This window comes from Mesorhizobium sp. M2D.F.Ca.ET.226.01.1.1, from assembly GCF_004022705.2.
Lineage (GTDB): Bacteria > Pseudomonadota > Alphaproteobacteria > Rhizobiales > Rhizobiaceae > Mesorhizobium.
On record NZ_RZOY02000013.1, the window covers coordinates 94,171 to 109,020 of the forward strand.

Annotated in this window: 10 protein-coding genes; 3 read left to right on the forward strand and 7 right to left on the reverse strand. The window is 63.1% G+C overall.

Annotation, left to right across the window (positions count from 1 at the left end; all coding sequences use genetic code 11):
- Nucleotides 1-75: 75 nt before the first annotated feature.
- The 3 genes from EN869_RS26750 to EN869_RS26760 form a co-directional block, all read right to left on the reverse strand.
- Entirely contained in the window at nt 76-1,767 is a 1,692-nt protein-coding gene (locus EN869_RS26750; protein ID WP_127229983.1) for a bifunctional diguanylate cyclase/phosphodiesterase, read from the reverse strand.
- Between the two features lie 342 nt (nt 1,768-2,109).
- Complete coding sequence (locus EN869_RS26755; RefSeq protein WP_245489305.1) at nt 2,110-2,775, reverse strand: RNA ligase family protein; 666 nt, start codon at nt 2,773-2,775, stop codon at nt 2,110-2,112.
- Between the two features lie 605 nt (nt 2,776-3,380).
- Nucleotides 3,381-4,574 carry an AraC family transcriptional regulator gene (locus tag EN869_RS26760; RefSeq protein WP_245489304.1) on the reverse strand — a complete coding sequence of 398 codons (1,194 nt, stop codon included), beginning with the start codon at nt 4,572-4,574 and terminating at the stop codon, nt 3,381-3,383.
- A 169-nt stretch (nt 4,575-4,743) separates the two neighbouring features.
- Here EN869_RS26760 and EN869_RS26765 point away from each other — a divergent pair, with 169 nt between their 5' ends.
- Together EN869_RS26765 and EN869_RS26770 are read left to right on the forward strand one after the other, a co-directional pair.
- Entirely contained in the window at nt 4,744-5,046 is a 303-nt protein-coding gene (locus tag EN869_RS26765; RefSeq protein ID WP_127229914.1) for a hypothetical protein, read from the forward strand.
- Between the two features lie 93 nt (nt 5,047-5,139).
- A complete protein-coding gene (locus EN869_RS26770; RefSeq protein ID WP_127229913.1) occupies nt 5,140-5,370 on the forward strand; it encodes a hypothetical protein in 231 nt (76 codons plus the stop codon).
- A gap of 530 nt (nt 5,371-5,900) precedes the next feature.
- Here the strand turns inward: EN869_RS26770 and EN869_RS26775 are convergent.
- The 4 genes from EN869_RS26775 to EN869_RS35200 all read right to left on the reverse strand — a co-directional run bounded on the left by EN869_RS26775 (nt 5,901) and on the right by EN869_RS35200 (nt 11,925).
- Complete coding sequence (locus EN869_RS26775; protein ID WP_127229912.1) at nt 5,901-7,631, reverse strand: SEL1-like repeat protein; 1,731 nt, start codon at nt 7,629-7,631, stop codon at nt 5,901-5,903.
- 1 nt (nt 7,632) lies between these two features.
- Nucleotides 7,633-9,039, reverse strand: coding sequence for an HlyD family type I secretion periplasmic adaptor subunit (locus EN869_RS26780; protein ID WP_127229911.1), 1,407 nt, complete (start codon nt 9,037-9,039; stop codon nt 7,633-7,635).
- 12 nt (nt 9,040-9,051) lie between these two features.
- On the reverse strand, nt 9,052-11,358 hold the full coding sequence (locus EN869_RS26785) for a peptidase domain-containing ABC transporter (RefSeq protein ID WP_127229910.1): 2,307 nt from the start codon (nt 11,356-11,358) through the stop codon (nt 9,052-9,054).
- 219 nt (nt 11,359-11,577) lie between these two features.
- Nucleotides 11,578-11,925: a hypothetical protein gene (locus EN869_RS35200; protein WP_245489303.1), complete on the reverse strand. Its 348-nt coding sequence runs from the start codon at nt 11,923-11,925 to the stop codon at nt 11,578-11,580.
- Between the two features lie 2,419 nt (nt 11,926-14,344).
- Between EN869_RS35200 and EN869_RS35210 the strand changes: the two genes are divergently transcribed.
- A partial coding sequence (locus EN869_RS35210; protein ID WP_245515536.1) for a hypothetical protein occupies nt 14,345-14,850 on the forward strand: 506 nt, incomplete at its 3' end.

The following is a 14,850-nucleotide window of genomic DNA, read 5'->3' on the forward strand; positions in this document are numbered from 1 at the left end:
GCCTCGTGATGAGTTTTCCGCATTGCGCGGTTATCCAGTTCGATCGTTTTTCAACCCTCCACAAAGAGTGCAGGGCTAAAGCGCCCGATTTGATTCCTCCATCGCTCGCACCTCCTTTGATGGCGACCGCCTGATGAAATCGCTGGTTGCCTCGGCTCCAAGCGGCCGTCCCAGGAAATTGCCCTGCAGGCAATCGCAATTCTCCTTGACCAGCCACCGTGCCTGTGCCGTCGTCTCGACCCCTTCGGCGGTGACGCTTATACCCAGGCCGTGCGCCAGATTGATGATCGATTGCACGATCGTTTGGCTCTTGAGATCGGTTTCTAAGTCCGCGATGAAGTATTGATCTATCTTCAAGGTGTCGAATGGAAAGTTCTTAAGGTAGCTCAACGATGAGTAGTATGTCCCAAAATCGTCAAGAGAGATTCTTATTCCCAAGACATTCAAGGTATTTAATGTATCTATATTATCTATTGTCTTCTCAAGAAGAACATTTTCGGTTATCTCAAGTTCAAGTCTTTCAGCTCGAATTCCCACTGCGTCGATGATCTGAGCGACCGTATCTGTCAACGAACCACTCAGAAACTGAGCCGGAGACAGGTTGACTGCGACTGTCAGCGAGGAAGGCCACGTCAATGCCTGACGGCAGGCTTGCTCGAGCACCCATCGTCCAATCTCGTCCATCAGACCGTCGGCTTCGGCGATCGGAATGAACACACCGGGCGGGATGATGCCGATCTCGGGGTGTCGCCAACGCAGCAGCGCTTCAAAACCGGTCACCGATGAAGGAGGCCGGATGAGCGGCTGATACTCAATATAGAGCTCGCCGCGCTCCAGCGCGGTTCGAAGGCTGCGCCGCAGATTCTCGCGTTGCTCGAGCAAGAGCAGCATCGAGCGATTGAACGTTCGGGCGCAGCCGCGTCCATCCGTCTTGGCTGCATAAAGAGCGATGTCGGCGGCTTTCATCAACTGCTCGCCGTCGGTCCCGTGCTCCGGCCCGAAAGCTATTCCGATACTTGAACCGACGAAAACGGGAATGCCGTTGATGACGAACGGGTCCTTGAAGGCATTGACCAGGGATCCAGCGAGGCGCTCGGCTTCCACCGGCTGCTCCTTGCCCAATTGGATGACAGCGAACTCGTCGCCGGCATACCGGTATGCAGATTCGCCATCCTGCAGCGCGTCGCGGATTCGACCTGCCGCGAGCTGCAGAAGCGTGTCGCCTGCTCCATGGCCGAGCGTGTCGTTGACCGACTTGAAATCGTCAAGGTCGATCTGGAGCAGGGCGGCTTTCGGTTTTGGGCCGCCGATTGCCGCCAGCGCTTCCTGCAGTCGCTCTCCGAATTGCCGTCGATTCTGCAGTCCGGTCAGCACGTCGTGGGTCGCCTGATGGAGCAGAATTACATGCTCCTGCTCCTCTGCCGCGCTGCGCCCTCCCTGCCCCTGTGATTCGATGATTCCGACACCATCTGCGGTGCCGAAGACGAAAACGGACCTAGGCGCTTCGCCCGATGATCGCGGCAAGTCGATGCTTGCCGCAGGGCCGCCCTGAAATACCCGAAGAAATTCGTCACGGCACCTTGTATCGAGGAAGCTCGGGTAGATCTCCCAAATGGCGGCGCCAGGCGCCACCGCGCCTCCGTACAGGCCTTTGAGCCTGGCTGCGTAGTGCGTTAGCCGAAAGTCGCGATCATAGAGCGACAAAAGTTCGGTCGTATTCGCCAACAGGTCAGCGAGAAGCGCTTCGCCGGCACGTGAAACATCGATCGAGGAAGACTTCTCATTCTCTGTGCCGACGCCTGATGCCTCTGGGCGCAAAAGCCACCTCCATAGGCGGTGTAAATTAGCGTCCCCCAGATTAGAAATAACATAAGTAACAAGCTTGGCAAACTTTCAACTCGGCGGTTTAACAAGCGCCGCGTGCGCCACATCGCAAATTCATGCTCCATTGCTATTGACGGCACGTTATCCACACGCTGAACACGTTATTTCATTAACAAAACGTAAATTAGCTAATGGTAAAATATCACCGCAGGTGATTCGAACTGTTGGAGCCCCGGGGAGCGGCGTTCGCTGTGCGGGGCTGTCCTGGCAATTCAAGACCGGCTTTCACAAATATTCGGTCTTTAGCCATGTTTTCGACAGTCCGCTCCTGTAGGGGCTGTCGGAACGCTTCGAGATAATGCCGCCAGGCCCTGTCTTCTCGATGACGCCAAAGTTCGCCAGCGCGCCGCGCTCAAAATGCTCGCTGTATTGGATCTTGCCAAGGCCGGGTTCAACCAGTCGCCGCAGGGCGTGCTTGCGCTGCAACAAAGGTAGGGGGGTAAGATTGCGACCGTCGAGATGAAGGAGATCGAACGCGACGAACACCAGTTCGCTCGGCTCATTCCAGACCGCGGCTTCCAGCGCAGCGGAATCGGGCGTGCCCCGCTCGCCTGACACAATCATCTCACCGTCGAGAATGGCAGCCCGGCAGGGCAGGTCGACCGCCAGTGCGATGGGCCAGTATTTTGTCGTCCAGTCACGGCCATTCTTGCTGTAGAGCCGCACGCCGCCCTTATCGATGATGATCTGCGTCCGGTAGCCGTCGAGCTTGACCTCGTGGACCCACCCGTCATCTTCGGGCGGCTGCTTGGCAAGAGTTGGCATCTGCGGCGGAATGAATGCCAGCCGTTCGCCGTCCACCTTGTCACGCTTACCCAACAACGCCACCATCTTTGACGGATAGCGGTGGCGCGAGCGGCACAGGCGATCCGGTATCCCCAACTTGGACACCTACCGCCTGCGCCGAGCCCCCACTAAGCCATTCTGCGACGGATTGAACACCGGCCGGTCGCCCCCGGCCATTGGCACGCTTACTCAATACGCCACCACGTTTGACGGACAGAAGTGGCGCGAGCGGCACAGACGATCTGATGTCCCAACTTTGGACACCTGCCGCCTGTGCCGAGCCCCCACTAAGCCGTCGAGCCCCCACGAAGCCATCTTGCGGCGGAATGAACACCAGCCGGCCGTCCCCCGGCCTTGGCACGCTAACTCGATTACGCCACCACCTTTGACGGATAGCGGCGGCGCGGTCGGCACAGGCGGTGCGATATTCCCCCCAACTTGGAAACCTGCCGCCTGTGCCGAGCCCCCCGCTAAAGTCATCGCAAACATCTACGAGTAACGTCGCGTTGTCGTTAGCTGCGCATCCAAATTCTTATCCGGGCGTACATATCTCGATATCGGCGCGGCATCTTCCGCCCAGGGCTGTTGCCATTTGGTTGCCGTCCCCCCACGCAGTCTCTTGCCCGGCAGGGGATTGCTCTGCATCTAGCAGAACCCCGCGAGGCGTTCTGATGAAATGTCGCCGATCTCAAACGGCGCGGCGCTTGTGCTCAGCTTCCAAGCGCCTTGAGCCATCCTTCAAAGGAGGAGGCCTTATCATGCTCGCCAAGCGAAACAGAGTGGGCGGGACGCGGCAACACTGTCGTCCTGCGCCCTTCGCGGGGGCTGTAACCGAACTCCTTGCTAAATGCTCGGCTGAAATTTGCTGCTGAACTGAAGCCGAACGCTTCCGCAATTTGAACGATGCGCCGGCTGTCCGCCGGATCGCTGAGCGCAACATGGGCTGCCAAAAGTCGGCGACTTTGAATGTAATGGAGCACTCCACCGCTCGGTTCGAACAACTGATAGAGACGAGATCGCGAAACCCCGAGCGCCCGGCACATTGAATCCGGCGTCAAACGAATCGTGTCCAGGTTGCTTTGGACGTATCGACGCGCCCGTTCCATTAGCGCGACACTCGCCAGTTGTTCGGCCGCAGCCGCGTTTTCGGCCGGCGGTGCGAGGCACGCAATGATCATGCTGCGTGTTGCGTGTACGATGCGAGGCAGGTCGTCCGCTGTGAGGCTTCGCAGTCTTGTCACGATGCTGTCGATGTAGTCGATCAGAAGGTTAGCAAAGTTGCCCGAAAGAATGGAATTGTTGTTCGCGTCGAGGGTTGCCGCCGTGTCGGCGAACAAATCACGCGGCAAATAGAGAATGAGACTTTCCGAATCCGTTGTCCTGCCGCGAAACGGGTAGCCCAGCGATCTTATCTCAAGTTTGCCCGGTTGTCCCTCCGCGACGCGGCGATCGACCTCCGTCCATGACCGGCCAGTATGTGGCATGACAGCATACCAGTGATCGATCGAACTGGAGCGAAGTTTTGCCGCGGAACGGATATAACTGTGTGCCGGCGTCCGCTGTTCAACGATCAGCATGCCACCAAGATTCCAGGCCGTGTGGGCGGCGGGGAAGCCATCGTCCAGCGATTTGTTGTCCGGCAACCTGAGCTCGACAAGCGGTGCCACATGCGCTTGCCAAGCGGGAAATTGGTCCTTCGGTGCCAGGTCCAGCGTTGAAAAAGACAGTGGCTCCAACGCCGGCGCGATTGGCGGAGCCGCCACGTTGTCAGGTTGAACGTCGCGGGGCCAACGACGTCGCTCACGTTCCGGCGCCTGCCTCGTATGCGCCTCGTCCTGCTTGTTAGCGTCCATCGCGCGGGGTGCCATATCCGATTCCGGTATGCCCATGCCCCCCGCAATCATGTGGTGTATTCCAGGTATCTGGCAAGCCTGTTGGCCGGATCATCGATCACGCTGAGTTACAGCGAGAAATGCATCCTGAGATAAGTTTCTGGATGCGAGGCTAACGACACATTTCAGAGTGGTGCCTATAGATTCCGACATCGTGAAAGCGACGTGAGGAGACCACGAAATGAATGAAAAGGTTAAAGGAGAAGCTCGCCGCAAGATAATTCTTGATGGATACGTCAATAACGAACCATTGAAAGACATCGCGGCAAAGCTCGGATGCTCACTGGCGAGTTTGAAAGTCAGCGCCAGCAAACTTGGATGCACTCGATCTCCAAAAGAGGCGGCTGAATTTCGGCGCGGCTTTCGTATACCGGAAAATAAGCGGCAAGACTATTACCAGCTGATGACGGCCGGGCAATATAGGTCTCGCGAGTGCGCGCAGATTTTGGGATTATTGACAACGCAATCGCCGGCTATGGAGTAACGTTGCTAGAAAGCTATAGACAACATCGTTCATGCCTCGTGATACAAGCCCGCCGCAAAGCACGGGCGGCGGGCCCTGAAAAGGTTCGCTCACATGCTGCGTCAGCGTTTCAACCGTACCTGTCTTAGCCCTCTCGATCTGGCTGTTTGCGAACGCGTGTTCAATCAGGTCTGCGCGGATGAACGCCTCGATCCCTTGGACCCGAACGCTGAAATTTTGGCGATATTGGTCGTGGCCATTTTTCGGAATGCTCATACGAACGAGCGCGAACTGCTGGAGGCAGTCAAATCTCGCCGGCAAAAGGTTACGGGAACCGGCCAATAGTGCATGTCACTCGCATATACTTAGCGACACAGCGATTGAGATGTTGGATAGGAATCACAAGTGCCCGCAATTCGGTCGGCGGCGCGGAGAGCGTCTAACGCTTCGATTCCCAGCCATATCGCCATCATCGTTATCACGCAAAGTATGCGAACGAACCAAGCCAGTCTTGCTACTTCTTCCTTTGCAAGAGCGAGCATACGATATACGCGGGGATCATCGCTTCGAACACGGCTAGCGCGACCCAAACTCTCGCGACATGGTCCCCTCCTCAGGTAGAAACCAAGTCACAACGCGAACGGCCCGCCTTTTGGAAGGGCGGGCCGGGACCAAAGGTCCATGAGTGTCAAGCTGATGATCGCCAAAATTGCTCGGCTCTCATTTCTTCTTCGGACCGTCAGCCGGGGTAGCGAACGTTTGCGGAAGTGCAGCGTCCGGCGGGCGCACCCCAGCGTCGCGAAAAGTACCGTCACCGCTCCAACGGCAGCGCAATACCGCGAAGCCGGCCAAATGCTTGAGACAGTTCGAAGACCTCAAGCCGGCTGGAGATCCGCAAGCTCATCGGCGGCTTCATGGACACCTTGCGCGACCGCGCGCTCGAGCCAGATGCGAGCCGCAGCTGGGTCGCGCTCGCCGGCAATGCCTTTGGAAAGATAGCGGCCCAGCATGAGTTGCGCATGCCCATGACCTCGCTCGGCGGCGGCCACGAACCATTTCTGCGCCGCCTTGTGATCAAAAGACAAGCCTTCCCCGGTTTCGTAAAGCGCAGCTATCGCGAACATTGCGCCGACGTGACCTGCGGTGGCGGCCTGTTTGAAAAGGTGTGCAGCGGCCAGCGGAGACCGTTCTCCGCCGCGCCCGTTAAGCAGCATTTCGGCCAGAGCCGCCTGCGCGTCGGCCATACCGGCGTCCGCCGCGCGCTTGAACCACAAGCGGGCTTGCGCAAGGTCGCTGGCTACACCACGCCCGTCTTGAAGCATGCGTGCGTACATGTACTGTGCTTGCGCCACGCCTTCGGCCGCGCGTCTCATCCAATGCGCCGCTCGCTCCTGATCCTTGACAACACCCACCCCCTCCGCATAACAGAGGCCGAGATTGAAGGCCGATATCAAGTCACCTGACAAGGCAGTCGCCTCGAACCATCCCGCGACATTAACACCGTCGTCAGGCCCGACCGCACCGTCAAGAACGAGGTTCGCGAGGTCGACTTGCGATTCCCGGTGGCCCCTTTTTGCGGCGGCGCGCAGCCATCGCTTTCCCTCTTCGGCGTCTTGAGCCACCCCATTTCCCGAGAGATAAAGCGAGCCCAAGGCACGCGCGGCTGCCTGATGCCCTGCATCCGCGGCCTGCCTGTACCACGTTGCGGCCTCCGCATAGTCTGGTTCGGGGCCCTTTACATACCGTTCGCCGAGGCGATAGGCGGCGTCGAGGTTCCCGGCCACGGCGGCACGACGCATCCATGCCTCTCCAGCCATCGGGTCGTGACCTCCCAGACTGCCCTCGGTCAGCGCCAGCCCGAGCCTGAGCTGAGCTGATGCGAGGCCTTTCTCCGCGGCAAGCTGGTAGAGTTGCGCCGCGGCCTGAAGATCGACCGGCACGCCCATTCCATGCTCAGTAAGGGCGGCCAGAAGATAGATTGCCGTCGGCAAACCCGCGTCCGCCGCGCGTCGGACCTCGGCGGCGATCCTTCCCCTGTCCTCCGGCTGCCTGCGCCTGGCGAGCGAGAGGGCAAGACCGAGGCATCCTTCCGGGCAGCCCGCCGCCGCGGATTTCTCGTACCAGCCATGCGCGGCATCGAGGTCGCGCAGGGCCTGGGGACCTTTGCTGAGGATGTAGCCGAGAATCGCCTGCCCGGTTGCCGACCCTGCTTCGGCCGCTTTTCCAGCGAAGTGGAGAGCCATCGCAAAGTCCGGGGCCTGTGGGGATTCCTTTTCGAACAGGCGCTGCGAACTCCTGCCTTGCGCGTCGTCTTCGTTCGCGGCGAGACCGGCCACGAAAAGCGCGGCGAGAAGGGCCTGTGCATCTGCACTGCCGTGATCAGCGGCCAGTCGCAGCCATCGCGCGCCCTCCGATCGGCTTGGCGGTACACCGGAACCTTCGAGGTAAGACCGGGCGACGCGATACTCGGCTTCGGGGAAGCCGGCCCGAGCGGCGATCGCCATAAGGGGGAAGGCCTCTGCGAGCTTTCCACTCTCGGCAAGCCGAACCGCTCTGCGCAGCGCCAGCGCCGGGTGCAACCCAGTCAGCCGATCCAAGATCGCCATCTTAGGGCTCCCGCATCGCTTCCTGACCTATCGGAAGCATCGCACCGAGGATGTATTTTAGCACCGTGCGTCGACCCACCTTAACGTCCGCGGTGACCGGCATGCCGGGGCTTACTGCGAAGCCAGCAGGCACGCCATGCAGGGCTATGTCATCGATGGATATCTGGGTGCGATAAAACAGCTCAGTATCGGCGGGCAGCATGGCCAACGAACTGTTCGGGTCGCGCGCCTGCTCCCTAGCCGAGAAGGAGTCGGGGCTGACCGTGCGAACCGTTCCGTGAGCCAAGCCATATTGCGAATAGGGAAAGGTATCGAATTTGATGGCCACTGGATCGCCGACATGGACGAAGCCGCTGCTGCGACCGACAATGTTCGTTTCGATTTCAAGCACCGCGTCGGTCGGGACCAGCGTGATCAGCCGCTCCCCAGACTGCATGACCGAGCCCACGGAAACCTTGGCCACCGACTGAACGGTGGCGTCCGCTTCGCTCCTCAGTTCCACCAACTGTTTGCGCAGCTTCGCCTTGTTGAGAAGTTCGCGGGCGTCGGACATGCGCGAATTGGCTTCCGACAGACTTTGCGAGACCTCGGCACGCCAGCTCTGAATGTAGCCGTCACGCTCGGCCGCGACCGCCGCCTGCTGGCGCTTGGCGGCCTCCGATGTTTGCTCGGCGTTGGTAAGTGCTCGCGACATTTCCGCCGCGTTGTCCTCGGCGAGAAGCGTATTGAGTCGGCTTCCAACCTGTCTCGCTTCGAGCTGCTTGCGCATTTGCTCGATCGACCCCGCGACGGCCAACCGCTGCCGGTAGCCATCGGCATCGGACTGGGAGCGTGAGATGACTGACGTGAGCTCGTCACTCTGCCGGTCGAAGCTTTCCAGCTTGGCATCATACACCGCCTTGCGGCGATCGAAGATCGAGGCCTGCAGCGTCCAGCTCGGGTCGAGCCCGTCATAGCTGAAAGGCTTTCCATCGGCCTCCGCCTTCAAGCGCGCAACTTCGGCTTCAAGGGTCGCGACCTGGGTGGCCAATGCCGCGAGATCGGCAGAGGCAAAGGTGGCGTCGAGCCGGGCCAGCAACTGACCGGCCTTCACACGCTGTCCTTCCCGCACCTCGATGGAGCGGACGATCGCTGTCTCCAACGGCTGGACGATGATGTTGGGAGACTGTGAGACCACGAGGCCCCGTGTCGTGACAACCTGATCGACCGGTATCAGTGCCGCCACTGTTACCAACGCGACGACCAGGCTGAAGATGATCCAGACGATGCTTCGCGCCACACGCGGAATGGGCGCATTGGCGACGGCCGTCGATGGCCACTGGAATTCCAGAATGGCAGGCAGCGTCGGATCGCGCGACTCCGTCTGGCGCCGGCGGACAGGAAGGGTGGAATAGGTGGTGCTGCTCATGGCCAACCGAGCTCAAGTCAGCCGAGGCGGCACTGCCGCCAGACGGCCATGTCGGCCGTCAAGATGCCGGTTCTGCTGGAACCAGAGCTGGCGGTAGACCCCGCACCGTTCCAGCAGGACCGAATGAGGTGCGACGTCGAGGACGCTGCCCTGATCCATGACCAGGATCTGGTCACATTCGGTCAGCGAGGCCAGCCGGTGCGAAACTATGATCATCGTGCGACCACTGGCGATGCGCATGAGATTGGCGCTGACGACGGCCTCGCTCTCGGGGTCGAGCGCGCTGGTCGCCTCGTCAAGTATCAGGACGGTCGGATCGTGGATGAGAGCGCGGGCGATCGCCAGGCGCTGCCTTTGGCCGCCCGACAGGTTGGGCGAACCTTCCTCGATGTAGGTGTCGTAACCGTTTGGCATGCGTTCGATGAATTCGGCGGCGCCGGCGAGGTGCGCTGCGCGCATGGCGTCGGAAAGCGTCAAGCCGGCACGTCCGGCAATAATGTTGTCCCTGATCGAGCCGCGGAAGAGAAAGTTGTCTTGAAGGACAACGCCCAGCCCCTGGCGAAGGTGGCGAAGGTTGATTTCCTTGAGGTCTACCCCATCGAGCTTGAGGAATCCGCTGTAGTCGCGATTGATCCCCTGCAACAGTCGCGCAATCGTCGATTTTCCCGACCCGCTGCGACCGACAATACCGAACATCGTACCTGCCGGAATGTCGAAACTGACCCGGTCGAGCGCCGGCGTCTTGGTGCCGATGTAACTGAAGGTCAGATCGCTGAACTTGATCTCGCCGACGAGTTTTGGCCTCAACCCCGCGGAAGTGGACGTGCTTTCCAGCGGGCGGTTGAGTACCGACGCGGCCTCGCCGATCGCGGCCCCGACCTCTTCGTAATCCTCGACCAGCCGAGCCAGGCCGACCAGCGGTTGCGCGACGCGTTGAGCGATCATCATGAAGGCAAAGAGGCTGCCGACCATGTATCCTGATCGGTCGTTCATCGCGAGATAGGCGCCGATCAACATGGTGCCGAGGACCATGACACGCTCTATCGGCGTCACGAGGGTCTGCGGCCAATTCGCCAGTTGCCCGAAGGAGAGGCGCGCCTTGCCTGCCTCCGCCACCCGCTCGTCCCACAGCGCCTTGCGCTGCGGTTCGAGACCGAGCGCCTTGACGGTCTTGATGCCAACGACGGTTTCGCCTAGCGCGGCCGACTTCCAGGTCTCTGCGTCGACCACCTGCTGGTAGCGTCGGCGCAGCGGCGCAAGGAAGGCGAAGATGATCGCCATGATCACCCCCGCGCAAAAAAGCACAATCCAGGCAAGCGTGGCATTTATGTAGAACATCACGGGTATGAGCACGCACAGCGTGATCAGGTCGAGAAACGTGCTGAGCAGCTTGCCAGTCAGGAACTCGCGTATGCGGTGGACCTGCGCAAGGTGGTACATGGTTTCGCCGGCCGGATGGCGCTCGAAATAGTCAAGCGGCAGGCGCAGGAGCCGGCTGAAGACGTGCAAGTTCAGCTTGGTGTCCAGGCGGGCGCCGACAACATTGATGATCAGCCGCCGCGCGTGGCCGAGGAGCGTCTCGTAAGCGAAGACAACGGCGATCACGGCGGTCAGCAACACCAGGGTCGATATGCTGTTGAACTGGAGCACCTTGTTGACCACAGTCATCACGATGAGGGGCGGCAGGATGGTCAGGATGCTGAGCGTGAACGAGGCGATTCCGATATCACGCAGCGGCCTGCTCTCCAGCCGCACGAGGTCGACCAGCCAGTGAAAGGTGAAGGGCGCATCCGCCGCGATGAAGGATCGTGTCGGCCGCAAGAGGACGGCTTCACCCGACCACACCTGCAACAGCCGAAGCTCGTCAATCGGCACGCCTTCCGCGTCGTCGGGCGCATCGACACTTTTGAGGAAAACGATATTCCGTTCGGCGCTCGCCCCTGTAAGCAGGCCCGCGCCGCCGTCACTGAACAGCAGAACCACCGGCCCCGTCTGCTCGAAGCGCAAAAGATGCGACCAGCGGATGCGGACAGCGCGCGCCCACATGCCACCGTTCTGCGCCCACTGGGAGAGATCGGCGGCGCCCGGAACCGGGCTGGCGCTCGCCGCCCTGAATTCGTTGGGGTCGAGCTCGACACCGTGGTAGCGGGCCACGCGCACCGTCGCCTTCAAGCGCGGCGCGAGCCGATCGAACTCGGCGGGCCCGCCAGGACTCCGTGCCGCTTCGCTGTCTGGCCCAACCTTGCCGGGCGCGTCCGCTTTCGTGTCAGCCTTGATCAGGACCGGCTGGCCTTCGGCGTTGATAGGTACACCAACCATCTACCCTACTTCCGTCACGCGGGCGACGTTGCCGAGACGGGCCGACCCCACCCGCGTTCCCCGGCAGCCTGCACTATACTCCGAGCGGGTTGGCCAGGCGAGCCCTCTCGCCAATCGGAGCGATGAACGCGCGGACCTTGCATTTTGCGCAAGGCCCGCACGCCCGTTTCTCAATCCTGGGCCGGTTTCCACCGAGGCCCGTCCGGTCGCCATTCGCCCTCACTCATGCGGTTTCAAGATATCCTTCAAAGCCTTCTTGAACGTGTCGTCGATGTTGCCGAAGCCGGCGCCGGTCTTGGTCTTGTCCGAGGCCAGGTCGGTGCTCACGCCCGACGACTTATTCTGGTTCTGACCAGATCCCCAGATCGTGCTGAGCACATTCAGGAGGTCGGTCGTCACCGAGCCGGTCACTTGGCCGAGAAGCTGGCGGAACGACCCATGGCCGCCGGCGGGACCATCGCCCGAGCCGGACTGCAGGAAGTGCGTCGTATCCTTGAGCCCCAGGGAACTGGTGGTGACCTTTGCCGTCTTTTGGGTCGACGTCGTCGCCAGCGTCGAGGCCGTCACAACACTTGAGTTGTGGTTGCCGCCACCGGATCCAGTCGGACCGGTCGGGCCGGTGGGACCTGTCGGGCCCCTGTCTCCGGTCGCGCCCTTTGGCCCGGTATCGCCCTTAGGCCCAGTGGCACCCGTGGCGCCGGTTGCGCCGGTTGCGCCCGTGGCTCCCTTCGGCCCGGTGTCGCCCTTGGGTCCGGTCGAACCCGTGGCTCCGGTTGCGCCAGTCGCCCCAGTCGCGCCCGTGGCCCCCTTCGGCCCGGTATCGCCCTTGGGTCCGGTCGCACCCGTGGTGCCGGTAGCGCCGGTCGCCCCAGTCGCGCCCGTGGCTCCCTTCGGCCCGGTATCGCCCTTAGGCCCGGTGTCGCCCTTCGGTCCGGTCGCACCCGTGGCACCGGTTGCCCCAGTTGCGCCCTTCGGTCCGGTGTCGCCCTTAGGTCCGGTCGCACCCGTAGCACCGGTTGCTCCGGTCGCGCCCGTGGCTCCCTTCGGCCCGGTATCGCCCTTAGGCCCGGTGTCGCCCTTCGGTCCGGTCGCACCCGTGGCGCCGGTGGCACCGGTTGCCCCGGTAGCGCCCGTGGCTCCCTTCGGTCCGGTCGCGCCTGTGGCTCCGGTGCCTCCGGTTGCACCGGTGGCTCCCGTTGCGCCAGTCGCTCCGGTCGAACCGGTAGCTCCAGTGCTGCCAGTGGCACCAGCTGCGCCCGTGGCGCCGGTCGAACCAGTTGCGCCCGTGGCACCCGTAGCGCCGGTTGCACCTCTGGCGCCGGTGGCTCCAGTGGCACCCGTATCACCAGTCGCACCGGTGGCCCCGGTTGCTCCAGTCGCACCAGTGGCACCCGTATCACCAGTCGCACCGGTGGCTCCGGTCGCACCTGTGGCGCCGGTTGCGCCCGTATCGCCAGTAGCACCCGTGGCACCGGTTGCTCCGGTGGCGCCGGTTGCGCCCGTATCGCCAGTAGCACCCGTGGCACCGGTTGCTCCGGTGGCGCCAGTTGCACCCGTATCGCCGGTTGCACCCGTGGCACCGGTTGCTCCGGTGGCGCCAGTTGCACCCGTATCGCCGGTTGCACCCGTGGCGCCAGTTGCTCCGGTGGCACCCGTCGCTCCGGTATCACCAGTCGCGCCGGTATCGCCAGTCGCACCCGTGGCGCCGGTTGCGCCAGTGGCACCCGTCGCTCCGGTATCGCCAGTCGCACCGGTGGCACCCGTGGCGCCAGTATCGCCGGTCGCACCGGTCGCACCTGTGGCGCCGGTATCGCCGGTCGCACCTGTGGCTCCGGTGTCGCCAGTCGCACCCGTGGCGCCTGTTGCTCCGGTTGCACCCGTCGCTCCGGTATCACCAATCGCGCCGGTGGCACCCGTGGCACCCGTATCGCCGGTTGCACCCGTGGCGCCGGTCGCTCCGGTGGCACCCGTGGCTCCGGTGTCGCCGGTCGCACCCGTGGCGCCTGTTGCTCCAGTTGCACCCGTCGCTCCGGTATCACCAGTCGCGCCGGTGGCACCTGTCGCGCCGGTGGCACCTGTTGCTCCGGTATCGCCGGTCGCGCCCGTAGCGCCTGTCGCGCCCGTTGCACCCGTGGCTCCGGTGTCGCCGGTCGCACCCGTGGCGCCTGTTGCTCCAGTTGCACCCGTCGCTCCGGTATCACCAGTCGCGCCGGTGGCACCTGTCGCGCCGGTGGCACCTGTTGCTCCGGTATCGCCGGTCGCGCCCGTAGCGCCTGTCGCGCCCGTTGCACCCGTGGCTCCGGTGTCGCCGGTCGCACCCGTGGCGCCTGTTGCTCCAGTTGCACCCGTCGCTCCGGTATCACCAGTCGCGCCGGTGGCACCTGTCGCGCCGGTGGCACCTGTTGCTCCGGTATCGCCGGTCGCGCCCGTGGCTCCGGTGTCGCCAGTCGCACCCGTAGCGCCTGTCGCGCCCGTTGCACCCGTGGCTCCGGTGTCGCCAGTCGCACCCGTGGCGCCTGTTGCTCCGGTTGCACCCGTCGCTCCGGTATCACCAGTCGCGCCGGTGGCACCTGTCGCTCCGGTATCGCCAGTCGCACCCGTGGCACCGGTCGCGCCGGTAGCGCCAGTTGCACCGGTATCGCCAGTCGCACCCGTAGCGCCTGTCGCGCCGGTGGCACCCGTCGCGCCGGTTGCGCCGGTGGCACCCGTCGCGCCGGTTGCGCCCGTATCGCCAGTAGCACCCGTGGCACCGGTCGCGCCGGTGGCACCTGTTGCTCCGGTATCGCCAGTCGCACCTGTGGCGCCGGTTGCGCCGGTGGCACCAGTGGCACCCGTATCACCAGTCGCACCGGTGGCTCCGGTCGCACCTGTGGCGCCGGTTGCGCCCGTATCGCCAGTAGCACCAGTGGCACCGGTTGCTCCGGTGGCGCCAGTTGCACCCGTATCGCCGGTCGCACCCGTGGCGCCGGTCGCTCCGGTAGCGCCCGTGGCTCCGGTATCGCCGGTCGCACCCGTGGCACCTGTCGCGCCGGTGGCACCCGTCGCGCCGGTATCGCCAGTCGCACCCGTGGCACCGGTCGCGCCGGTGGCACCTGTTGCTCCGGTATCGCCGGTCGCACCCGTGGCGCCGGTTGCTCCAGTGGCACCCGTATCGCCGGTCGCGCCTGTGGCTCCGGTTGCTCCAGTCGCACCCGTATCGCCGGTCGCACCTGTGGCGCCGGTATCGCCGGTCGCACCTGTGGCACCAGTCGCGCCGGTGGCACCTGTCGCTCCGGTATCGCCAGTCGCACCCGTGGCACCGGTCGCGCCGGTAGCGCCAGTTGCACCGGTATCGCCAGTTGCACCGGTATCGCCAGTCGCACCCGTAGCGCCTGTCGCGCCGGTGGCACCCGTCGCGCCGGTTGCGCCGGTGGCACCCGTCGCGCCGGTTGCGCCCGTATCGCCAGTAGCACCCGTGGCACCGGTCGCGCCGGTGGCACCTGTTGCTCCGGT

What these genes read in the sequence shown, in the direction of transcription:
- EN869_RS26770 (WP_127229913.1), top strand. Translation starts at nt 5,140, where the DNA reads ATGCTGCGTCAGCGTTTCAACCGTACCTGTCTTAGCCCTCTCGATCTG.
- EN869_RS26785 (WP_127229910.1), bottom strand. Translation starts at nt 11,358, where the DNA reads ATGGTTGGTGTACCTATCAACGCCGAAGGCCAGCCGGTCCTGATCAAG.
- EN869_RS26760 (WP_245489304.1), bottom strand. Translation starts at nt 4,574, where the DNA reads ATGATTGCGGGGGGCATGGGCATACCGGAATCGGATATGGCACCCCGC.
- EN869_RS26780 (WP_127229911.1), bottom strand. Translation starts at nt 9,039, where the DNA reads ATGAGCAGCACCACCTATTCCACCCTTCCTGTCCGCCGGCGCCAGACG.
- EN869_RS26765 (WP_127229914.1), top strand. Translation starts at nt 4,744, where the DNA reads ATGAATGAAAAGGTTAAAGGAGAAGCTCGCCGCAAGATAATTCTTGAT.
- EN869_RS26775 (WP_127229912.1), bottom strand. Translation starts at nt 7,631, where the DNA reads ATGGCGATCTTGGATCGGCTGACTGGGTTGCACCCGGCGCTGGCGCTG.